This window comes from Deltaproteobacteria bacterium, from assembly GCA_021737785.1.
Taxonomy (GTDB): domain Bacteria; phylum Desulfobacterota; class DSM-4660; order Desulfatiglandales; family Desulfatiglandaceae; genus AUK324.
Genome location: JAIPDI010000002.1, coordinates 48,479 through 70,575, shown reverse-complemented (window position 1 = coordinate 70,575; position 22,097 = coordinate 48,479). Strand labels below are relative to the sequence as shown.

The following is a 22,097-nucleotide window of genomic DNA, read 5'->3' as shown; positions in this document are numbered from 1 at the left end:
GACGGTAAAAGCGTGGGCGCCGGGGAGGGTTTCAGCGGACCTGTCTGGCATCTCTTTGACGATATGGAAGACCGGATGCCTGCCGACAATCAGCCTGGGGCACATTCTCCTTTCCAAAACCCAATCCTCTAAAGAAATGTATCCTTTGAGCGGCATACGTAGTTTTATCGGTTCAAGGGGATGTCGGGGGGACTGTTCAGACTTCATTTTCCGAATTGATCCATTGTCTTTTCTGTGATATAAATAACGGTTTCACAGCAACTCCGGAGCCGACGCAGGGTCGCGAATGGATTGCTGAATAACAACCGATGGGAGTATGATATGTCTAAATTGTGGCATGGTCAGAAATGGCCTGAAGGGGTTCCGTATGAAATCACCGGATATGACAAGCCCCTGTTCTCTATATTAGATGAGGCAGCGCGTGATTATCCGGATAAAATCTATACCATCTTTAATGGCTTTACCCGCACCTTCGCTCAGGTGAAGGATGCGGCCGACCGCGTTGCCGATTTTCTGGTCTCGCGGGGCGTCCGACCAAAGGATCGGGTAGCCATCTTTCTTCCGAATCTTCCCCATTACCCCGAGATCTTTTTCGGCATCCTCAAGGCAGGGGGGGTGTGCGTCACCTGTAATCCGCTGTACCGGGCGTCGGAGTTGAACTTTCAACTCAAGGATTCGGGCGCCAAGGCCGTCTTTGTCATGGATCACCCTGAGTTTTATCCTACCGCGGCCAAGGCCGTCATCGGCTCCGAGGTGGAGACCGTGGTCGTTTGTAATGTAAAGACCTATCTCCCCAGGATCAAAGGGGTTATAGGATCATTGCTGGGGAAAATTCCAAGGGCCGACCACCATGAACCCGGACATTTCCTTTTCGATGAAATCCTCCGGTCGGCCCGGCCCGAGCCCCCCCGGCTTTCCATCGATGCGCTCAACGACCAGGCCCTGGTTCTCTACACCGGCGGGACAACGGGGGTCCCCAAGGGGGCGTGCCTGAGCCATGCCAACCTCCTTTCAAATGTGTTGAGCACCGAGCAATGGGTACGCATTCCCGAGGATTCAGGACCTGCGCAGATGATCGAAAAAGGGGGGGCCCATACGTATCTCGGGGTGCTCCCCTGGTATCACAGCTTCGGCCTGACCCTCTGCATGCTGACAAGCTGCAGGAATGCCTCCAGGTTGGTCTGCATCCCGGATCCCAAAGCCGGGAAACCGCCGTTCACAGAGGTTCTCAAATCGATCGAAAAATACAAGGTGACCATTGTTGTGGGGGTCCCCACCATCTATTCCGCCTTTGTCCATCATCCATTGATTGACAAATTCGACCTCTCTTCCGTTGTGGGATGCGGTTCGGGGGCGGCTCCGCTGCCGGTGGAGGTCATCAGACAGTTTGAGGAGAAGACCGGTGCGGTCATTTTCGAGGGGTACGGCCTTACCGAGACCTCCCCTGTTATTACACTCAACCCGACCGATGCTGACCGGCGCAAGGTGGGATCGGTGGGGATGCCCTATCTGAGCGTGGATATAAAGATCGTCGACCTGGAGACCGGAATCCAGGAACTGCCTGCGGGCGACGATGGCGAAATCGCTGCATCCGGACCCCAGGTCATGCTGGAGTACTGGAATAAGCCCGAGGCAAATAAGGAGGTATTCCGAGAGATAGAGGGAAACCGGTATTTTCTCACCGGTGATATCGGTCATTTTGATGAGGACGGATTTCTGATCATTACGGATCGAAAAAAGGACATGATCATCGTGGGGGGATTCAATGCCTATCCCAAGGAGATTGAAGAGGTGTTGTACACCCATCCAAAGGTCGCTCTGGCTGCGGTGGTAGGGGTCCCGGATCCTCATACCGGAGAGGCGGTCAAGGCCTTTGTTCAGCTGAAGGAAGGCCAGACTGCCACCGAGGAGGAGTTCCTCGAGTTCTGCAAGCACCGGCTGTCCGGGTACAAGCGGCCCCGGTCTATCGAATTCCGGGAGAGTCTCCCCACTTCGGTGGTGGGAAAGGTCCTGAGGCGGGTTCTCCGGGATGAAGCGTTGAAAAAAATAAACAAATAGGAGAAAAAAGCATGTTCCAGAATATCTTGGTTCCCACGGATTCTTCCGACAAGAACAGCCATGCCCTTGATATCGCCGTAAAACTCTGCTCCATCGATAAGGGAAAAATTCATCTGCTCCATGTCATAGAGGTTATCGCCAATACCACTTTTGACGAGTTCAGAGATTTCTATACCAGGCTCGAGGAGAAGTCCTTCAAGGACCTCAACGCCATGATTGCCCCATACCGGAAGCGCCGGGTCGATTTCGCGCCGGCGGTCATATACGGTAACCGGGCCCAGGAGATCCTCAGGTTTGCAAACGAAAACCAGATCGATTTGATTATCATGAAATCGCACCGTATAGATGTGGAGGACAGGGCCCAGGGGTGGGGGACCATCAGCTACAAGGTGGGTATCCTGGCCCAGTGTCCGGTAATGCTGGTCAAATGATAGCGATGAAGAACGCCGCCCTTGGCCGGGACAAAGAGACCCCCACGCGCTTACCGATAAGACACCAACTTCTTTGCATGGTGTCCCGCAAGGCGGGATTACAACCAAAGATTCCAATACACAACCTCCGATCGATGTTTTATCTGAGGATAACCCCATGATTGTCAGGAAAAGAGACGCCGCCCGCCCGCGGCTGACAGCCGATGGCCGTGTGTCGGATCGGTCGCGGCTCTCTAAGAAACTGCAGGGGGGAATAACATCCCTCTTCCTGTCCGTTGCATTGGCGGCGGCGGGTCCGGGATGTCAAAAAGACCTTCCCGAGCTGGATCCCGGGCGATATGTGTCAACGGTTCCCGGAAAAGCCTATGAGGTCCCCAGGGAGACAAGGGCGGATCTGCTCCCTGATGAAAGACAGCCGGGTATCCCTGAAGACCTTGCCCCGTTCAGGGACAAACTGAACCTGGCCCAACTCGTGGACATCGCCCTTCAGATCAACCCCACCACCCGCGCGGCCTGGGAACGGGCCAGGGCTGCGGCCGCTGAATGGGGCGCCGCCCGCGGGAGCTACTATCCGACGGTGAGCGCGGACGTGAGCGGGACCGGTGGAAAATTATCCCAGGCATCGAGTCTGGGTCCGTTCAAAGGGGTATATGGAGATATAGGCGTCAGTCTCAGCTATCTTCTCCTCGACTTCGGGGGCCGGGAGGCCGCTGCTGAGAGCGCCCGGCAGGCCCTGATCGCCGCCAACTGGAACCACAACCAGAGCATCCAGGACCTTCTCCGCGATGTGCCCCAGGCCTATTATGAGTATCTGGGCAACAAGGCCAGGGTGCGTGCGTCAGAGGTGAGCCTGAAGGAGGCCTTGACCAGCCTGCGCTCTACCGAGGAGCGGAAAAATGCAGGCGTGAGTACCGTTGCCGATGTATTGCAGGCCCGGTCCAATGCAGATCAGGTTCGTCTCGACCTGGTGGCCGATCGGGGGGCGGTGCAGGTTTCCCGCGGCCGACTGGCGACCGCTGTCGGATGGCCTGCCAACACGGCCTTTGACGTGGCCGAAGCCCCCGGGGATATTCCCTTGAATCGAATGGAGCAGAACACCAAACAGCTGATCGAGCTGGCCGTGCGCGACCGACCGGATCTGGCGGCCGCCCGCGCAGCCGTGCGTCAGGGTGAAGCGGAACTCAAAAAATCCGAGTCCGCCCTGTGGCCGAAGCTGATTGCCACGGGGAATGCCGGATGGACAGCGGTGGACGGGAAGGTCGGCGGGATCGATTATGAAGGAGACGATACCAACTACTACGGGGGGCTCGCGCTGCAGATTCCTATTTTTGAGGGGTTTTCTCTCCGGAACAGGGTCCGGGAGGCGAAGGCTTCCCTGGAAGCGGCGCGGGCGGCCCTTCGGGCAAAAGAGGAGTCGGTGATCGCGGATGTTTGGTCCGCCTATTATAACGTCCATACCGCGGCCCAGGCGGTTGAGACCAGCGAAACACTCCTGACCAGTTCCAGCGAATCTTACAAGGTCTCTTTGGCGCGGTACCGGGCCGGGGCAGCGGATATCGTGGAATTGCTCAATGCCCAGAGCCAGCTGGCCGCGGCTCGGGCCCAGCGGGTGGGGGCCCGGACCAGCCTCTTCACCTCATACGCAGAGCTCGTGCATGCCATCGGTGCGGGACTTCCTGCCGAGAGTCTGAATGATCTGTCCATATCTCTGGAAAAGGGGGAGGGTGCCGCCGATGGCCGTTAATTTGCGGGTTCCGACAACACGATCCATCATCCTTGCGGCGGCATTGCCGCTTATTGCGGTGTTTTTTTTCTGGGGATGCAAGAATGAACAGGAACAGCCCTCCAAGCCGCCCCCTCCCAGCGTTACGGTGGAAAAAGTGGTCCTTCGGACGGTTCCGGTTCACCTCAACTATGTGGCCACTACGGAATCGGTCAAGGTCGTGGATATCCGCGCCCGGGTGGAGGGTTTTTTGGAAGAGCGACGATTTGTGGAGGGATCGGATGTCCGCAAAGGGGATCTGATTTTCGTCATTGAAAAGGCCCCCTATGAGGCGGAGCTGGAACGGAGCCTGGCCCAATTGGCCCAGGATAATGCGGCGCTTTCGTTTGCTCAGGATCAGGTGGACCGATACCGGCCCCTTGCGGAAAGGGATTTTGTAACCCAGGAGGCCTTTGAGGATTACGAGACCAGGGCACGGGAGGCGGCCGCAGCGGTCAAGGCGGATTTGGCTAAGATCAGGCAGGACCGGCTCAATCTTGGGTATTGCACCATGTACTCCCCGATCAACGGGCGCATCGGTCGCACCTTGGTGAATGTGGGCAACCTGGTGGGCGCGGGTGATGATACCAAACTGGCCACCATTGCGCAGTTGGACCCTATTTATGCCTATTTCAGTCCCAGTGAAAAGGACCTGCGTCTGATCCTGAAGCACCGGCAGAAGAAAGATATCCCTGTAGACATCAAGCTGTCCGACGGCAGTACCCATGCGTACCCGGGAACGGTGGACTTCATCGACAACAGAGCAGATCCCGCGGCCAACACCATCAATATGAGGGCTGTCATCCCGAATCCTGAAAAGACGCTGCTCCCGGGCATCTATGTTCAGGCCAGTCTCTTCCTGTGCGAGGTGGCAGATACCCCCTTGATTTCTGAAAAGGCGATTTCCGAAGACCAGACCGGAATGTATGTCTATGTGGTGACAAAGGACAACACGGTGGAAAAACGGGCGGTCCAGGTGGGATTCCTGTACGATCACCGGAAGATCATCTGGAAAGGTCTGAAGGCGGGGGAACTCGTCATCACCGAGGGTCTGCAGATGGTCCGCCAGGGCATGACGGTCCAACTCCGGAATAACCAGGTGGGGAACCCGGAAGAGGACAGCGATAAGTCGCTTCATTCGGACGATAAACAGTCGGCTTCCGCAACCGACCACGGTAAATCGCAAGCAGCAACTCCTACTGAGGCGGGAAAAGGAACCAGCGGGCCGTCCACGTGCGGTGAATAGGCGCGCCCCATTTAAGCCCTATGTTTGTCGATTTCTTCATTGAGCGACCCATTTTCGCAGGCGTGATTTCCATCGTGATATCGCTGGCAGGTGCTGTCTGCATCAACCTGCTCCCCATCGCACAGTTTCCCCAGATAACGCCGCCCACGGTCCAGGTCAACGCCTCCTACACCGGCGCCAGTGCCGAGGTGGTGGAGAAAACCGTCACCACCCCCATCGAGGAGCAGATCAACGGCGTGGAAGGGATGACCTACATGTCTTCCATCAGCTCCAACGACGGCACCAGCAACATTACCGTCACCTTTGACGTGGGCTATGATCTCGACATCGCGGCGGTGGACGTCCAGAACCGGGTGACCATGGCCCAGCCCCAGGTCCCTGAGGATGTTCGCAGGTACGGGATTACCACCCAGAAGCAATCGCCTGATTTTGTGCTCATTATCTCCCTCTATTCTCCGGACGAGTCCCTTGACGAGCTCTTTCTCAGCAACTATGCCGCCATCAACATCGTGGACATCCTGAAACGGGTTCCCGGTGTGGGGGATGTCCAGATCCTCGGCGAAAGAAAATACGCCATGCGGTTGTGGCTGAATCCTGACAAGCTGACCAGCATGAACATGACCGCCATGGATGTCATCGCGGCCGTTCAGGAGCAGAACGTCCAGGTGGCCGCGGGAAAGATCGGCGATCCGCCCGCCCCCCCTGATCAGACATTCACCTATTCCATCAACACCCTGGGCCGGTTGTCCTCGCCGGAGGAGTTTGAGGACATTATTGTTCGGACCCGGACAGACGGGTCCGTGGTGCGGGTCAAGGATGTGGGCCGCGTGGAATTGGGGGCTGAGAACTACGGCTGGTTTGCGCACCTAAACAGCGAGAAGGCGGCCTCCATCGGCGTATTTCAACTGCCGGGCGCCAATGCCCTCCAGGTGGCCGAACAGGTGTATGGCGATCTGGAACGTCTGTCACAGCGGTTTCCGCAAGGACTCAAGTATGCGATCAGTTACGATACAACACTATTTGTGAAGGAGTCCATTAAGGAAGTCATCAAGACGCTGCTGATAGCCATGCTGCTGGTATTTCTGGTGGTCTTTGTTTTCCTTCAGAACTGGCGGGCCACCCTGATCCCCGCCATCGCCATCCCCGTGTCCCTTGTGGGAACGTTTGCGGTGCTGCAGGCATTCGGTTTTTCCATTAACACGCTGACCCTGTTCGGTCTGGTGCTGGCCATCGGCATCGTGGTGGACGATGCCATCGTGGTGGTGGAAAACGCCTCCCGCTGCATCGACGAAAAAGGCATGACGCCGAAAGAAGCCACCAAAGCGGCCATGCGGGAGGTGACAGGTCCGGTGATCGCCACCACCCTGGTCCTTATGTCGGTCTTTGTGCCCGTGGCCTTCATGCCCGGCATTACCGGCCAGCTGTATCGCCAGTTCGCCCTCACCATCGCCTTTTCCGTGAGCATCTCGTCCATTAATGCCCTGACCCTCAGTCCGGCCCTGTGCGCGCTCCTCCTTCGGCCCACGCCCAAAAAGCAGACCTGGTTTTTCCGAAAATTCAACCAGGCCTTTGAATGGTCCAGAAGCCGGTATCTGAAAGGGGTCCGATGGTTCATCCGGGCGTGGGTGGTGGTGCTGCTGGTATTTGCGGGTCTTTTTCTCGCCACCTATTATATGTTCAGAATCGTGCCCACCGGATTCGTCCCCGCCGAGGACCAAGGGTATTTCATGGTCATGCTTCAGGCCCCTGAAGGGGCATCCCTGAATCGAACCGGCGACGTGGTCGACAAGGTGGAAAAGGCCCTTCACGAAACGCCGGGGGTCCGAAGCTTTGTCTCCATCGGAGGCTATAACCTTCTCAACTCAGCGATGGATCCGGCATCGGCGGCCGCTTTTGTGATGCTGGAGCCGTGGGATGAAAGGGATACCCCTGAGCTGAGCCTTGACAGCATCATGGGAAACTTCATGGGCCGGGTCCAGGGGATCAATGAGGCGATTATCATGCCCTTTCCCCCGCCCCCGATCGAAGGACTCAGCACCACCGGCGGCTTTGAATATGAGCTGCAGGATCTTACCGGAGGGAGCCTGGTCGAGCTTCGGGACATGGCGGAAAAACTGATTGAAGAGGGCCGCAACCAGCCGAGTCTGACCCCTCTGAGCACCACCTTTGAGGTCAATTATCCCCAGTTTTATGTGGAGCTGGACCGAACCAAGGCCAAAAGCCTTAAGGTCACCATCTCGGACATCTTCACTACCCTTCAGACGTTCCTGGGGTCCATGTACGTCAACGACTTTAATAAATTCGGACGCGTGTACAGGGTGTTCATTCAGGCTGAAGATGAATACCGGGCCAAACGGGAAGATATTGCCAAGCTCTATGTGCGGGCTGCGGACGGCAGCATGGTGCCCCTGAGCGCCCTGATCAAAGTCAAGCAGATCCGGGGAGTGCAAAGTATCAAGCATTATAATCTTTACCGCACGGTTTCCCTTTACGGCGGCAATGCCCCCGGTTACAGTTCGGGGCAGGCCATCGAGGCGATGGAGGCGTTGTCCGCCAAACACCTGACCAGTCAATATGGATATGAATGGACCGGGACGGCGTATCAGGAGATCAAGGCCGGGGGAATGGCCCCTTATATTTTCACCCTGGCCCTGATCTTTGCGTTCCTGTTTTTAGCGGCCCAGTACGAGAGCTGGGTCATGCCCCTCATGGTAATGCTGGCGGTCCCCTTAGCCATTCTGGGTGCCCTTCTTGCCCAACACATTCGCGGCATCGCCAATGACGTCTACTGTCAGATCGGATTGGTGATGCTCATCGGTCTGGCCAGCAAGAACGCCATTCTGATTGTGGAATTCGCCCGCGGACTGAGGAACCAGGGCATGTCCATTGTGGAGGCGGCGGTTCATGCCTCGCGGGAACGGCTGCGTCCCATCTTGATGACCGCCTTTTCCTTTATCCTTGGAGTGGTTCCGATGGTGGTGGCTACGGGGGCCGGCGCCGCGAGCCGGAATTCCCTGGGCACGGCCGTATTCGGCGGCATGCTGGCCTCCACCTTTCTGAGCCTGGTCCTGGTCCCGGTCCTCTACGTGGTCCTCGAAAGACTCAGAGAGAGGGGACAAGGCAAAACAGATGTGAACAAAGCGACTGAAGTGAGTCAAGGTGCTTAAGGATTTTGGTCCGAGAGGTCTGCAAGAGGTCAAGGATGCAATGGTGTTGATCATTTTGGTCGCTTCTGCTATCGATTGGCAGTAAGATCGTCTCAACAAGATTAAAAAAAGGCGCAAAAGCGCAAAGGAGGTCATCAGATGAAATTCGCACAACGATTGATTGGCATGTCAATACTTCTGCTGCTGCCCCTGTTTTTCCTGACCGGCTGTTTAGGGCTTCAGAACTACGGGAAGATCCGCGTGGCGGACGGCCAATGGTCCAACACCATCCAGAACCTGATCGAGAACTGGCAGGAGTACCACATCTACTATGCCGGGCTCTCTTACAAGAGCCCCTCCGCCATTCTGTTCAATCCCAAACAGGGCGACAAGCGGGTCGTCTCCAACAGATGGACGCCGGTGACAGACCAGTCCGTGGCGATCACCATTGTCAAATGGCTCGATTCCTATGTAAATTATCCGCCGACCCTGTGGAAGATACTGGGGCCTCAGGGGGACTTCTTCGGATACGTGTACACATCGGCCGTAGAGCAGATAGTGGTGAGGGAGATCGAGCCCAATACCCTCTTTGTGGAAGATATTCCGCTGCCGCCGTTTGATTATGGACCCGGTGGAAGGGGGATGTAATGAAGAGGGTAAAAGTGGTGTCATGTCACCGGTAATCGCCATTGTGGGGAGACCCAATGTGGGCAAATCGACCCTGTTCAATCGTCTGTCCAGGAGCCGGGCGGCCCTGGTGGACGATCGGCCGGGCATTACCAGAGACCGGCTGTCCGCCCCCATCACGTGGGACGGGGCCTTTCTCACCCTTGTGGACACCGGCGGTTTTGAAGATCTGGGACAGGATCCCCTTCTGAAGGAGGTAAGGGCCCAGGTGGAAAAGGCCGTGGCGCAATGCGATCGGGTCATCTTTATGGTAGACGGCTGGCAGGGAGTTGCTCCGGGCGACGAGGAGATGGCGGAGGCGCTCCGCAAGAGCCGGAAAAAGGTTTTTTTGGCCGTCAACAAGGTGGATGGCCCTGAACATGACCATCTGACCCACGAATTCCACCGTCTCGGTCTGGATACGCCGTATCCGATGTCGGCCGCCCATGGATACGGCGTGAAAGGGCTGATGGAGGAGGTGGTTAAGGGACTCGATTCATCCGAAGCTGAAAGGGAAGATCCCGACCAGATACGGGTGGCGGTAGTGGGCCGGCCCAATGCTGGTAAATCATCACTGATCAACAGGATCCTCAAGGAGGACCGGCTGGTGGTGAGCGAGCTCCCGGGAACGACCCGTGATACCGTGGACACCCTTTTCCGGTATGGCGGCAGGGAATATCTGCTGATCGACACGGCGGGGATTCGAAGGAAGGCAAGGGTCACGGAAAAGATAGACAAGTTCTCCATGATCAAGGCCATTCGGAGTCTGGATCGTTGCCACGTGGCCTTGATCCTCCTGGATGCCGATGAAGGGGTTTCAGACCAGGATGCCCGCATCTGCGGCTATGCCCTTGAAAAGGGGAAGGGGGTGATCTTGACCGTCAATAAGTGGGACCTGATCAAGAAGGACGTGCGAAAAAGGGGGATACTGGAGCACGCCATTGAACGTAAGCTTAAATTTGTTCCATTCGCGCCGCAGATCCGTGTCTCCGCCTTGACCGGCGAGCGGGTGATGAAACTTTTTGAAAAGATTGACACTGTTTTTGATCAATTTTCGAGCCGGATCGGCACCGGAGTGGTCAACCGGGTCATCCAAAAAGTCATTGAAAAGCACGCGCCCCCGCGGTCAGGGGAACAGGGGCGGCTCAAATTCTTTTATGCCACGCAGACCCGCACCCGGCCTCCCACCTTTGTCGCATTCGTCAACAGGCCGGAAATGATCCATTTCTCCTACGAACGCTTTCTGATCAATCAACTGCGGGAAGAGTTCGGACTCACCTCTACCCCGATTCGAATGACATTCAAGAAGCGATAAAAGGCCTTCTGGAAATTCCAAGCGGAAATATGAATTATTTGTTCCTATCTCACTCTTACAACAATGGAGGACGCCAGGTGGGAGGCTTAAGAATTCTGTTTGTCGTATTTTCATGGCTTTGGAGTGTCCAATTTATTCTTCCCAATGCGGCCGAGGCTGCCTGGGAGTGGCAGAATCCCCTGCCACAAGGGAACACCCTGCGCGGGGTTTGGGGCAGCGCGACAAACAATGTCTTTGCCGTGGGGGATCACGGAACCATCCTCCGGTACAACGGCAGTTCATGGTCCTCCATGGCCAGTGGAACAACTACAGATCTCTATGGCGTCTGGGGCACTTCTGCAACCAATGTCTATGCAGTGGGTGGAGACGGCGTTACGAACGGGATCATTCTCCGCTTCAACGGCACTTCATGGTCCCAGATGAGCGCTGGAACCATCTATCATCTTGATGGAATATGGGGAACTTCCTCTGACAATATATTTGCAGTGGGTGAATATGGCACTATTCTGAACTATAACGGCAGTTCGTGGACAAAGATGACGAGTGGAACATCCCTTGGACTTTTCGATGTCTGGGGAAGTTCAGCCAACGATGTTTATGCAGTGGGCCACGCTGGATCGGTTTTCCGTTACAACGGCAGTTCATGGTCGGAGGTGGATACCGGAATATCCATTGCCTCCCCCCTCGTGGGCGTATGGGGGAGTTCAGATGACGATGTGTATGCTGTGGGGGGTTCCGTATTAGGAGGATATATGCTCCACTATAACGGCACTTCATGGACCCAGGTGAATACCGGAACAAATAGTAATCTGTACGGTATTTGGGGCACTTCTTCGGACAATGTCTTTGCCCTGATCGATGGCGGAGATGTCCTCCGCTGGGACGGCGGTTCATGGACCCAGATGAGTCTACCCTCATCAGATAATCTGTACGGCATCTGGGGCAGCGGGGAAACGAATGGTTTTATGGCCGTCGGGGAATACGGAGAAATTGTCGGCTGCGGCGACATCTTTTGTATCCCGATGCGGAGGGGATCAACGGACTTTCTCATAGACGTTTGGGGAACGCCGGGATCCGATATGTTTGCCGTGGGTTGGGACGGAACAATCCTCCGGTGTACCGGCGGTTCATGGACCTCCATGACCAGCGGAACCACCCAGAATCTTTTGGGCGTATGGGGTAGTGCGGGAAACAATGTCTTTGCAGTGGGCAACAGCGGCACGATTCGTCGCTATGACGGCAATTCATGGACCCAGATGACGAGCGGAACAACCGGCCAGCTAATGAGCGTATGGGGCAGCGCCGACACCAACGTCTTTGCCGTGGGTTATGACTCTGCCGCGGGAACAGCATTGATTCTCCGTTATGACGGCAGTTCATGGGCAGCGATGCATAACGGCGTAAACAAACAACTCAACAGCGTCTGGGGCTCGTCTTCAAACAATGTGTTCGCCGTGGGTAACAACCCGGGTGGATATGGAGGAGGGGTCATCCTCCATTATAACGGCAGCTCATGGACACAGGTAACGAGTCGCGAAGACTGTGATTTTCGAGACGTATGGGGCAGCTCGGGGAGCGACGTCTATGTGGTGGGGATAGATTACAACAACCATTCTGACGGCGCATTGGTTCTCCACTACAACGGCAGTTCATGGAACCGCATCAGTCTTGGAACAACGGATCATTTTTCAGGCGTTTGGGGCAGCTCGGCAAATGACGTCTTTGTGGTGAGCATCACCCCGAGGATCTTCCACTACAACGGGGCCTCATGGACCGCGATGGAAAGCGGGAGCGCCAACCAGCTGGAAAGCGTCTGGGGCCGGTCCAATACAGATGTCTTCGCTGTTGGAATAGGCGGGACAATCCTTCATTATTCAATCTCGCCGACACCATGTCCTGGATGTGTCGGTGATCCTGTCACCATCCAAGGTGAAGACTATCCTCCAGGCACCGACTGTGAATGCACGGCCACCACATCAATCACCATTGGCCCTGACGTGACTATCCAATCCGGGGCCAAAGCCGTGTTTAAGGCCCCGCGGGTATACGTCAAAAGCGGGGCAACCTTCGAAACCGGTTCCGAGGTGACCATCCAGCAGGAATAAGCTCTGTCTGATGGTTTTTGTCATAGCGCCCCATGGCATCCTGAACCACCTGCTATGATGAAACTATTTGCACTATGCACACAATCAAGGAGGAAAGAAATGATGAAGCGGTTCATGTCGATGATACGGTTATTGGTTCTGGTCGGTTGGATCTGCCTTCCCTGTCAGGCACTGACAGCGAGCATTACCCAAACAACAGCAGCCATCGGGCAGGGGTGTGAAGCCACCGGGCCAAATTCCACTGCCATGGGCTGAAGGGCAAGCGTTAATGACCCGACACTGTGAAATTGTATGGGCGCGCCGCGCGGAGGACAATTTGAGGGAAATCGTCGACTATATCACAGCGGACAGTACGGCAAACGCCTTAACGATTTCGACAAAAATCAAAGAGGAGGCATCCAGCCTCTATACCATGCCCGAAGGGTGCCGAATCGTTCCAGAGCTTAAAGACCACGGCATTTTGCATTACCGGGAGTTGATCGTGTCCCCGTGGAGAGTCATGTTCAGAATAGAAGGCATGAAGGTCTATGTTTTATCTGTTTTGGATGGCAGACGAAATATCGAGGACATTTTGTTAAGCAGGCTCATTGGCTGAAAGAGGGCATGTGCACCTAAACAGCGCCCGAGTAAAAACGGCTAAGCCATTCTCTTCTTAAACACAGCTCCGCATTATATTTCCGCAACCGCCCATTCCCACGTCTTGGCGTGGCCATTCAAGGCGCAAAGTCCGCTGAGATTTGTATATACTCCGTCGTGTGAGAACCGGCTCGTGCAAAACAGTTAACGTATTCCAAGGGAAAAGGGAGACAGGCAATGAAGAATCAGATCGGGGTCGTTTCGTGGCGTCAGATTATGTTGTTCTCCGTGTTTTTAAGCTGTATTGCTCTTTGCCAGGCGGCTCTCGCAGAACAGGTCATCATCAGTCCCGACAACGTAAAAGCTGAAGTCTATCAATCCAGCACCGCATATGTTTTCGGCCCCTCAACCGGCACCCACATCAATCTCGGACAGTATTGCATCACCGGAGAGAACAATTCACAGGAGGCCATGGCCCACTGCACCGTGGGGGGCGGCTGGGGCAACTGGGCCGGCAGGCAGTGCGGCACGGTGGCGGGCGGCTGCACCAACGAGGCCCTTGGTGATTGTGCCGTGGTGGCCGGGGGGTGCGGCAACGAGGCCAGGGGAGAATGCGCCGCTGTCAGCGGGGGCAAATCCAATCACGCCGACGGCGACTTCTCGTGGGCCGGCGGCCAATATATGCAATTGACCACTGCCGCAGACCACACCTTTGTCTGGGGTTATGCGGAGTACAACAACCCACAGGAGATCTCCACTCCTAATGCCTTTTTGATCTTCCCTGGAGGCACGGCAGGCAAAGTCGGCATCGGCACGTCCGCACCGGTGGAAAAGCTCCATATCCGCGAAAGGGCGAGCGACCTCGGGGCGGCCGTTCTTCTGGACAGCACCGGAGGAACAGGAGGGCGGCAGTATTATGTTGGGAGCACGCTGTCATCCAATATCGGCGGCCCAGGCCTGTTTCAGATTTATGATGATACGGCCAATCAGCCCCGATTGAACATCGACCCGTCGGGTAACGTAGGCATCGGCACCACGAATCCCGGCGGATTCAAACTGGCGGTCAACGGTACTGCAGCCAAGGTGGGGGGAGGGGTCTGGTCTGTCTATTCCGACGCAAGGCTTAAGGACATTACCGGGGAATACAGTCGTGGTCTTGATGCCGTTTTGGGGCTAAGGCCGATTATGTTCCGCTACAAGGAAGACAATCCAAAGGGCCTTCCCACTGATGATGAATATATCGGCTTCATCGCCCAGGAAGTGCAGGAGGTGTTTCCAGAGGCGGTCAGCGAAGGGCCGGACGGTTATCTCGATTTCAATATGCACCCGGTCAATGTGGCGTTGGTCAATGCGGTCAAGGAGCTGAAGGCGGAAAACGAGGCACTGAAAAGCGAAATTCAGCAGATCAAGGCGGTGTTGGGGATGTAGGACAACCGGCCTTCTATACCTCCCTGTGGGATCGCTTTCAGCCGCGACGGTTAGCCGTGAATCGTGGCTTGGAAACCACTCTCACGGATTTTTATGACTCGGGGAAAAACAAAAACCCCAGAGAGAACCTTCCCGTCTCCGCGTGGGGCGTAATTCAATGGGATTGGCTTAAGGAGCGATCACCTGAGGGAAAGACCTATAAACGCTATCTCAAGGCCGTGGTCTATACCGGCGGATAGGGCGGGGTTAAAATCTTTTACTGCTGCATTTTAACCACGGCCCCGCTTTCCGCACGAAAGCCGGGTTGAACCGTTATGGTCGGCGCCGTAAATGTGACGGCAGCGCCGTTTTCAACGGTTACGTTGGCGCCTAAGGTAATGGATGAAGCATTGGAACATGCGCAGGTGGTGCCTGCGCGATATGTCGCATTGGTAATCACCCCATCGGAAGGGCAATCGGGACATGCCGACTCCACCCCCCAGATTTCCACGTCGTCGATGTTCCAGCCACAATATCGCAATGATCCGTCGGTGATTCCCATGGTCCACCGCAGATAAACCGTGGACTGACCATCGGCCACGCTGGAGATATCGAAATCCTGCAACACCCAGGAAGAATCCGCCACCTCGGCGGTATTTCGCCAAAATGTGGTCCATGTGGTTCCGTTGTTGCTGACACGCACATAGGCATGGTCATACAGATAATTTTCCACTCCCAGCCAGCGACGGAACTTCAAGGAGACATTGGACAGGCCCGAACAGTTAATAGCAGTGCTGGTAAGGTGTCTTTCAGCAAGACTATTCTCATAGTCACCCGCGAGGTTGTAGCCATACACATTGTTGCCGGTGTAACCGCTGGTCGGGTCTGGATTTCCTCCCTCTTCGCCGCCGCCTCCGGTGGGGGTGCCCCAGGCCCACAGACCCTGGGTGGTCCATCCGGGGTTGGTATCCATGTTCCAAGAGTATTGAAGGGTGGGGGAGGGACCCCCGCCAATAGTGAGATAAGCGACCGCGCAGGCGACATTTGCGGAGGTGTACTTGATCCGCATGTAGCCGCCTTCCCCCCAGTTCGTGCCCCAGCTGTTCCGTAAAATCCAGTACCCTTCGCCGTTATTATCATCCCACCCCACCAGGGCAACCCCATGGTTGGTGATTGCGTAAAAACAGGGGTCGTCTGGGTAGTAGCCCTCGCAAGAGGTGTTCGTATCCTCGTAAGGGCCCTCGCCCCCCATATACGCCTCAAAAGCGCTTCCCACGTACACGGCAGCATCGACGACACCATAGGTCATGATGGCGGTCTTGATGGCCTCAATATCGTTGCACTTGATGCGGTGCCAGGAATGGAACGTGGTGCGTGGGGCAGCCCAGGCGGATGATTGACAGGGTTGCTCATAATCCTCGTATGGATAAACATTCTCATTGCACACCCCGTAATCAACCAGGGCGTCAAGTTCCTCATAATCATAATCCGCCCCATCGCAGCCATCGAAACCGGAATAATGATCCGATAGACAGAAGGCCACAAAGGCTTCCGAGAAATCGGCGCAGTTGGCGTCATATTTGCCATTGGCCCAGTTGTAGGTTCCTTCTGCCGCGGCACAGGCCCCGAAGGCGTAGCAGTCGCCGCAGTCGCCCTGATTCCGGACAGGGCCGATATATGAGCGGCCATTGTAGTCTCTCCAGTCAAAAGAAGAAGGGAGCGCACTTTGGCCGATGTGCTCCGCCAAGGGTCCCATATCTTCAACGGTTTCCACAGATCTGGGGAAACTCGGCGGTCGCCTGCTGAGGAATTTTTTCTTTTGTTCAGGCGACATATCAAAGACCCAGTTATGGTCCACGGTAAATTTGTATCCATTTTGCTTGATCTTGGCCCTGATCTGCTCAAGTGTATCTTCTGCTCCAAACCGCAATATATCCGTGCGTTCGGCTGAGGAGGAACCCTGGAGGAAAAATGAAAACGGGATCACCACCATCAGCAGGAGCAAGATTTTTTTATACATTTTCATCAGGTCACACACTTTTATTTGACTATTATTGTTGCTTCAAATGTCTTGGTCGGGGGCCTTTCTTTTTCAAATCGCCTGTGGTAGATCAATTTCAGGAGAGTTTCCCCGGCCCCTTGAGCCTTGAAACGCATAATTACTTTACCACCAACGCCCCGACCTTTCCTATCCGGCGTGAACTCTGTCTCCCCAATTTGTTTCAGGATTTTCATATCAAGGGAGGCAATATCCCAGACATAACCGGTTGTCGGATTACCCCTCAGCTCAACTTCCAATGTTTCTCCAATGCCCAATTCCACGGTGCGGCCCAGATCCTTTTCGGCCAGCTTAACCGACACAGGTGCAGAAGCACTAAATGAAACGATCAGGAAAATAAGGGATAATTTATACATGACAGGTCAGCTTGGGATGCCTATGCCGCCTCACCTGTGCATGAGGCGGCAAGTAAGACAGGTTCAAATCTTTTACTGCTGCATGTTGACCACCGCCCCCGTATGCGCACGAAAGCCGGGTTGCACGGTTATGGTCGGTGCCGTAAAGGTTACGGTAGCTCCGTTTTCAACGGTTACGTTGCTGCCTAAGGTAATGGATATGGCATTGGTGCACGAGCAGGTGGTGCCTGAAACATATGTCGCATTGGTAATTATGCCGTCGGCAGGGCAATCGGGACAGGAGTCGGGGGCAGGATCAAGCCGGATCACACCCACACCATAATGAAGCATTCCCCCATAGTAGCCTCCCCAGCTCATTGAGTGGTCGCTGTAGTCCCAGGTATCATGGATATAGATGGTCTGTCCTGTATCGTTGTATCCATACCCTAGCATGGTATGGCCTTGAACCTGTATCAGAACAGGACGACCGTTATCAATTTCGGTTTTGAAGTTGTCAAAAGTAAAGCCCGTTGCGTTACCATTGTAACCGTAAATGTACTGGGAAAAATTCGTGCTTACAGTATAGCCCCTCGATTCGACAAAATCACGCATACCGTGGCAACCGTCACGCCTTCCTGGTTCACATCCTGTATAATTATACAAAGGACTGCCATCAGTGTAATAGTAGAATCTGGTCGAACCATCAGTGTTCGAGAGCGAAGATTGGTTGGTTCCCATATAATCCCCGGTACATTCACCATAAGTATGTTCCGTCCAATTGCCGATAAAAGGATCGGCATCTGAATTTTCATATCTTATCCAGTAATCATCAACGTGACCTTTTGTCGCTCGACCATCCAGACCCAGACGTGTGGCACTGAGTGGGCATAGAGCCCTTGTTTCACCGTTAATTACAACGGTACCCCACGTTGCGTTTGTCATGGGAAATACCCCGCCATTCACAGGCCCGGCGTACATATTTGAATATCCGACGTTGTCATAATGCCCGAACATCATGGCGGCAGAAGTGGCTGAGCATCCAAAGCACCAGGTCATAGCAGGGACATTGGCAATGGTATTGGTTCCAGCTGCAGGGTGGGGTTCGGGAACTGCGGCGATCTGAGAGCTGAACCCTTTCGGCGGATTCGGTCGACTCGGGACAATTATCTCGTCAATTGTTTTTCCGTTCTTGACAAACCGGTTTACCACATAAGGATTTGACGAGCGGATGCCGTATTGGTTTATGGGTATTTGTGTGGCGTCCGCGCCGATTGCAGAAGTAGGGGCAATAAAAGCAAAAATCGTTGACAAGGATACAACAGTCCACCAGATGCCTTTTCTTAACGTCTTGTCCATTTCTTACCTCACCCTAGAAAATTTCAATGCCCCGATGATCTCCTGATTAAATCCAAAAATTTCTTTTTAGGTGTTGCATATTCTGCTACATCAGCCGCAAATCTGAAATGCAGGGGGTAAACACGATCATTCTCTATAGGGAATGCGCATAGATGCTCATCATATGTTCCCGAGCCTAACGGCTTATACATACCCGTTTCTCTTAGTTTTTCAAGTAAAAAAATTAATCGATCGCCTTGGTTATATGTGCCGTGATAGGAGCTTGGGCCGGCCGTAAAAGAGGCAATAGACCTGGAATGATCGCGAGGCTCTCTTGTTGGCGCATTTTTTTTTGGTCAGACGCAGAATAGCTTTCCGTGATAACAATTGTAGGGTCGGAGAAACTTCCTTTCAATATTTCTTCAATATTCACAACCGCCTCGGACGTTATTTTTTGTTCAGTTCCGTTTATCTTGTCCATTTTCTTAACGTGGACAACTTTTCCGACAACGATTATATCTGCCTGCGTGACGAGATGGCTCAACATCTGAAAATCCAGTGGCGGTGGTGGCGGTTGCATGGTATTAACCGTTTTGACAGTAAGAAAGATGAATATGATCGCTAAAGCGAGTCTCGAAAAATTTCGGAAATGCATGCGCAACTTCTGTTGAAAAAGGCTCTGAATAAGGTTTTCGAGCCGATCAGTGTCAAGAAAATCGGGGCTTGGCTGGTTCCTGTAATTTCAATATAGTGCTTAGGTACTTGAAAGTCCAAAGTTCTTCCGTCATGCTGGACTCGCTCCCCGCAAGTACGGGATCTTCGACCGGCATCCAGAGCCTTATCATGCCGAAAGTATTCTGGATTCCGGGTTTCGCCGGAACGGCGACAATTAAAGCCGGAATCGAGTGATTCTAACTGTTCCAAGAACTTTGGACTGTACAGTTAGAACCTTTGCTAAGTCGTTAACTGTGACCAAAAAAACGGGAGATCTCTAGTATCATGGATTCAATGGTGTATTCACCAGGGATCACACTTGCATGGAAACCATTCTTTTCCGCTGTCTTTGCCGTGATGGGGCCGATGCAGGCGACGGTTACCCGTTCCATCCACTTCTGAAGCTGATCGCCGTCCGCCTCGAACATCTTTACAAAATTGGTGACCGTGGACGAGCTGGTGAAGGTCACCATGTCGATGGACCCCTTCATGAGGAGTTCCCTGACACTGCCCGTATCATGGTCGGGACTGATGGTCCGGTAGGCATGGACCACGTCCACCCGGGCCCCGGCCTTGCGCAGGTCGTCCGGCAGGACCTCTCTGGCCCTGGCGGCCCTGGGAATAAGGATATTTGCCCCCCCGATCCCTGCCTCTTTGAAGGCGTCCACCACCGCTTCGGCCCGATACTCGGCCGGCATCAAATCCGGCCGGATCCCCATCCGTTCCCACACCTCGGCGGTTTTGGGGCCGATGACTCCGATCTTGATCCCCTTTAAATCGCGAACGTCCTTTCCTGCGACTTCCAGCCGCTCAAGGAAAAACCGGACCCCGTTGACAGAGGTAAAGACCAGCCAGTCATATTCATTCAGATGCTCAATGGCCCGGTCCATGGGTTCCCAGCTTTCAGGAGGCATTACCTCAATGGTGGGGAATTCAATGGTCTCCGCCCCCAGAGTCTCCAGCGTGCGGCGAAACTCGCTGGCCTGCTCCCTGGCCCGGGTGACCACGATCCGTCTGCCGAAAAGGGGTTTTGTTTCAAACCAGTTGAGTTCCTCTCTCAGACGGACCACATCGCCCACAACGATAATAGCGGGCGGCCGGATCCGGTTTTCCTCTGCAATACGGCCGATATTCTCGAGGGTCCCCACCCAGGTGGCCTGCCCGGCAGAGGCGCCCCTGCGTATCACCGCCACCGGCGTATCCGGGGACCGGCCGTGTTTCATGAGGCTTAGGGCGATGTGAGGGAGATTCCCTACGCCCATGAGGAACACCAGGGTCCCGACGCCGGTGGCCAGCTTGTCCCAGGCGATATTGGATTTTTCTTTGAGCGGATCTTCATGACCGGTGACAAAGGCCACCGTGGCCGTATAGTCCCGATGGGTGAGGGGGATACCTGCATAGGCCGGTACGGAGATGGCCGACGTGACCCCGGGAACAATCTCAAACCCCACGCCCGCCGCGGCCAGTTCCTGGGCCTCTTCCCCGCCTCTGCCGAAGATGAAGGGGTCTCCCCCCTTGAGCCGGACCACTGTCTTTCCGTCCGCTGCCCTGTCCACGATCAGGGCATTGATCTCTTCCTGGCCCATGGTGTGGGCGCCGCCCTTTTTCCCCACATAGATCAGCTCCGCACCTTCTTTGGCATAATCGAGGAAGGCTGGATTTGCCAGGTAGTCATAAATGATCACATCGGCCCGGCAAAGGCATTCCATCCCCTTGATGGTCAAGAGGCCCGGATCGCCGGGCCCGGCGCCGACCAGATAGACGGTACCCTTTGCGATGGCTGATGGCGGACGGCTGACGGCTGATGGATTCATGGCGTGTCCTTGTGACGGTTTGTCGGGTTTATTGGGTTAATTGGGTTTGTGTGTCGGGTTCGTGGGCTGCCAGGCATCCAGTCCAGCATTCCCGCTGAAGACGGGATTTCCGCTACGCTACAACCAGCATCCAGTATCCAGTATCCAGTATCGAGCATCCAGTATCCAGCATCCAGTATCCAGTATTCAGTATCACGCATCCATTGCCGACCCGTAAATCTTCTCCAGCACCTTGTCCGCCCCTGAGGCGAGGAGGTTCCTGGCGCAGGCAATCCCGATGGCCTCGGCCTGATCTTTTGGCCCGGCCGTCTCTTCCCTGAAAAGCCTCGTCCCGTCCAGTTCCGCCACCATGCCCTTGAAGGAGAGGCGGTCCCCGTCCAACCGGGCAAAACCGGCGATGGGAACCTGGCACCCCCCCTCGAGTTTTTTCAGAAAGGCCCTTTCGGCGCTGACCGTCATGCGGGTCGGCCCATGGTCCAGAAAACTGAGAATATCAGCAAGCCCGGCATCATCCCGCCTTATCTCCAGCCCGAGGGCCCCCTGCCCTACGGCAGGCAGGAGTTGATCCTGTGGAATGACCTGGCTGATCCGGTCTGCCAGTCCGAGCCGTTTGAGACCGGCGCACGCCAGGATAACGGCATGGAGTTCTCCGGATTCAACTTTCCGAAGGCGGGTGTCCACGTTACCCCTCAGGGGCACCAGGTCGAGGTCCGGCCGGATATGGAGCAATTGGGCCCCCCGCCTGAGACTGCTCGTCCCTACCTTGGCATTGGGGGGAAGCCGGTCAAGGGGAAGGTCGTCAACGGAGATAAGCGCATCCGAAGGGTCTTCACGTTCCGGATAGGTCGAAAGATAGAGATTGTCGGGGAGTTCCGCAGGCACATCCTTCATGCTGTGAACCGCCAGATCGACCCGCCTTTCCAGCATGGCATCCTCGATCTCTTTCACAAAAAGGCCCTTGCCCCCGATCTTGCTAAGGGGGGAATCAAGGACCTTATCCCCGGTGGTCTTGATCTTGACAAGCTCCACACCGATTTCAGGGTATCTGGCCTCCAGTTGGGCCTTGACCCATTCACTCTGTTTAAGCGCTAACCTGCTTCCCCGTGTCCCTATTCTGAGCATCCGACC

18 protein-coding genes are annotated in these 22,097 nt (G+C 55.1%); 12 read left to right on the top strand and 6 right to left on the bottom strand.

The window, feature by feature from the left end; genetic code table 11:
• Nucleotides 1–321 precede the first annotated feature (321 nt).
• From K9N21_01745 to K9N21_01690, 12 genes are all read left to right on the top strand, one after another.
• Entirely contained in the window at nucleotides 322–2,058 is a 1,737-nt protein-coding gene (locus tag K9N21_01745; GenBank protein MCF8142621.1) for a long-chain fatty acid--CoA ligase, read from the top strand.
• A gap of 11 nt (nucleotides 2,059–2,069) precedes the next feature.
• Nucleotides 2,070–2,489, top strand: coding sequence for a universal stress protein (locus K9N21_01740; GenBank protein ID MCF8142620.1), 420 nt, complete (start codon nucleotides 2,070–2,072; stop codon nucleotides 2,487–2,489).
• A gap of 157 nt (nucleotides 2,490–2,646) precedes the next feature.
• A complete protein-coding gene (locus K9N21_01735) occupies nucleotides 2,647–4,233 on the top strand; it encodes a TolC family protein (GenBank protein ID MCF8142619.1) in 1,587 nt (528 codons plus the stop codon).
• A complete protein-coding gene (locus K9N21_01730) occupies nucleotides 4,223–5,497 on the top strand; it encodes an efflux RND transporter periplasmic adaptor subunit (protein MCF8142618.1) in 1,275 nt (424 codons plus the stop codon). The genes K9N21_01735 and K9N21_01730 overlap by 11 nt, the downstream gene beginning before the upstream one ends.
• A 20-nt stretch (nucleotides 5,498–5,517) precedes the next feature.
• Nucleotides 5,518–8,664: a multidrug efflux RND transporter permease subunit gene (locus tag K9N21_01725; protein MCF8142617.1), complete on the top strand. Its 3,147-nt coding sequence runs from the start codon at nucleotides 5,518–5,520 to the stop codon at nucleotides 8,662–8,664.
• 138 nt (nucleotides 8,665–8,802) lie between these two features.
• Nucleotides 8,803–9,291 (top strand): hypothetical protein, encoded by a 489-nt coding sequence (locus tag K9N21_01720; GenBank protein MCF8142616.1) that lies wholly within the window; start codon nucleotides 8,803–8,805, stop codon nucleotides 9,289–9,291.
• A gap of 22 nt (nucleotides 9,292–9,313) precedes the next feature.
• Nucleotides 9,314–10,624: a ribosome biogenesis GTPase Der gene (der, locus tag K9N21_01715; protein MCF8142615.1), complete on the top strand. Its 1,311-nt coding sequence runs from the start codon at nucleotides 9,314–9,316 to the stop codon at nucleotides 10,622–10,624.
• Nucleotides 10,625–10,701: 77 nt separating this feature from the next.
• The gene (locus K9N21_01710) at nucleotides 10,702–12,729 is read left to right on the top strand and encodes a hypothetical protein (protein ID MCF8142614.1); all 2,028 of its coding nucleotides are present in this window, start codon (nucleotides 10,702–10,704) and stop codon (nucleotides 12,727–12,729) included.
• A gap of 99 nt (nucleotides 12,730–12,828) precedes the next feature.
• Entirely contained in the window at nucleotides 12,829–12,984 is a 156-nt protein-coding gene (locus K9N21_01705; GenBank protein MCF8142613.1) for a hypothetical protein, read from the top strand.
• Nucleotides 12,985–12,997: 13 nt separating this feature from the next.
• A complete protein-coding gene (locus tag K9N21_01700) occupies nucleotides 12,998–13,324 on the top strand; it encodes a type II toxin-antitoxin system RelE/ParE family toxin (GenBank protein ID MCF8142612.1) in 327 nt (108 codons plus the stop codon).
• Between the two features lie 218 nt (nucleotides 13,325–13,542).
• Nucleotides 13,543–14,733: a tail fiber domain-containing protein gene (locus K9N21_01695; GenBank protein ID MCF8142611.1), complete on the top strand. Its 1,191-nt coding sequence runs from the start codon at nucleotides 13,543–13,545 to the stop codon at nucleotides 14,731–14,733.
• Between the two features lie 56 nt (nucleotides 14,734–14,789).
• Nucleotides 14,790–14,972, top strand: coding sequence for a hypothetical protein (locus tag K9N21_01690; GenBank protein ID MCF8142610.1), 183 nt, complete (start codon nucleotides 14,790–14,792; stop codon nucleotides 14,970–14,972).
• 17 nt (nucleotides 14,973–14,989) lie between these two features.
• Here the strand turns inward: K9N21_01690 and K9N21_01685 are convergent, their stop codons facing one another.
• The 6 genes from K9N21_01685 to hemC all read right to left on the bottom strand — a co-directional run bounded on the left by K9N21_01685 (nucleotide 14,990) and on the right by hemC (nucleotide 22,091).
• Nucleotides 14,990–16,732, bottom strand: coding sequence for a C1 family peptidase (locus K9N21_01685; GenBank protein ID MCF8142609.1), 1,743 nt, complete (start codon nucleotides 16,730–16,732; stop codon nucleotides 14,990–14,992).
• A 20-nt stretch (nucleotides 16,733–16,752) separates the two neighbouring features.
• Nucleotides 16,753–17,127 carry a protease inhibitor I42 family protein gene (locus K9N21_01680; GenBank protein ID MCF8142608.1) on the bottom strand — a complete coding sequence of 125 codons (375 nt, stop codon included), beginning with the start codon at nucleotides 17,125–17,127 and terminating at the stop codon, nucleotides 16,753–16,755.
• 72 nt (nucleotides 17,128–17,199) lie between these two features.
• Nucleotides 17,200–18,462, bottom strand: a complete 1,263-nt coding sequence (locus tag K9N21_01675; protein ID MCF8142607.1) for a C39 family peptidase — start codon at nucleotides 18,460–18,462, stop codon at nucleotides 17,200–17,202.
• A 223-nt stretch (nucleotides 18,463–18,685) separates the two neighbouring features.
• Nucleotides 18,686–19,096 (bottom strand): hypothetical protein, encoded by a 411-nt coding sequence (locus K9N21_01670; protein MCF8142606.1) that lies wholly within the window; start codon nucleotides 19,094–19,096, stop codon nucleotides 18,686–18,688.
• Between the two features lie 307 nt (nucleotides 19,097–19,403).
• A complete protein-coding gene (gene cobA, locus K9N21_01665) occupies nucleotides 19,404–20,933 on the bottom strand; it encodes a uroporphyrinogen-III C-methyltransferase (GenBank protein ID MCF8142605.1) in 1,530 nt (509 codons plus the stop codon).
• Between the two features lie 228 nt (nucleotides 20,934–21,161).
• Entirely contained in the window at nucleotides 21,162–22,091 is a 930-nt protein-coding gene (gene hemC, locus K9N21_01660; protein MCF8142604.1) for a hydroxymethylbilane synthase, read from the bottom strand.
• Nucleotides 22,092–22,097: the final 6 nt, after the last annotated feature.

What these genes read in the sequence shown, in the direction of transcription:
- K9N21_01745 (MCF8142621.1), top strand. Translation starts at nt 322, where the DNA reads ATGTCTAAATTGTGGCATGGTCAGAAATGGCCTGAAGGGGTTCCGTAT.
- K9N21_01740 (MCF8142620.1), top strand. Translation starts at nt 2,070, where the DNA reads ATGTTCCAGAATATCTTGGTTCCCACGGATTCTTCCGACAAGAACAGC.
- K9N21_01735 (MCF8142619.1), top strand. Translation starts at nt 2,647, where the DNA reads ATGATTGTCAGGAAAAGAGACGCCGCCCGCCCGCGGCTGACAGCCGAT.
- K9N21_01730 (MCF8142618.1), top strand. Translation starts at nt 4,223, where the DNA reads ATGGCCGTTAATTTGCGGGTTCCGACAACACGATCCATCATCCTTGCG.
- K9N21_01725 (MCF8142617.1), top strand. Translation starts at nt 5,518, where the DNA reads ATGTTTGTCGATTTCTTCATTGAGCGACCCATTTTCGCAGGCGTGATT.
- K9N21_01720 (MCF8142616.1), top strand. Translation starts at nt 8,803, where the DNA reads ATGAAATTCGCACAACGATTGATTGGCATGTCAATACTTCTGCTGCTG.
- der (MCF8142615.1), top strand. Translation starts at nt 9,314, where the DNA reads ATGTCACCGGTAATCGCCATTGTGGGGAGACCCAATGTGGGCAAATCG.
- K9N21_01705 (MCF8142613.1), top strand. Translation starts at nt 12,829, where the DNA reads ATGATGAAGCGGTTCATGTCGATGATACGGTTATTGGTTCTGGTCGGT.
- K9N21_01700 (MCF8142612.1), top strand. Translation starts at nt 12,998, where the DNA reads ATGACCCGACACTGTGAAATTGTATGGGCGCGCCGCGCGGAGGACAAT.
- K9N21_01695 (MCF8142611.1), top strand. Translation starts at nt 13,543, where the DNA reads ATGAAGAATCAGATCGGGGTCGTTTCGTGGCGTCAGATTATGTTGTTC.
- K9N21_01685 (MCF8142609.1), bottom strand. Translation starts at nt 16,732, where the DNA reads ATGTATAAAAAAATCTTGCTCCTGCTGATGGTGGTGATCCCGTTTTCA.
- K9N21_01680 (MCF8142608.1), bottom strand. Translation starts at nt 17,127, where the DNA reads ATGTATAAATTATCCCTTATTTTCCTGATCGTTTCATTTAGTGCTTCT.
- K9N21_01675 (MCF8142607.1), bottom strand. Translation starts at nt 18,462, where the DNA reads ATGGACAAGACGTTAAGAAAAGGCATCTGGTGGACTGTTGTATCCTTG.
- K9N21_01670 (MCF8142606.1), bottom strand. Translation starts at nt 19,096, where the DNA reads ATGCATTTCCGAAATTTTTCGAGACTCGCTTTAGCGATCATATTCATC.
- hemC (MCF8142604.1), bottom strand. Translation starts at nt 22,091, where the DNA reads ATGCTCAGAATAGGGACACGGGGAAGCAGGTTAGCGCTTAAACAGAGT.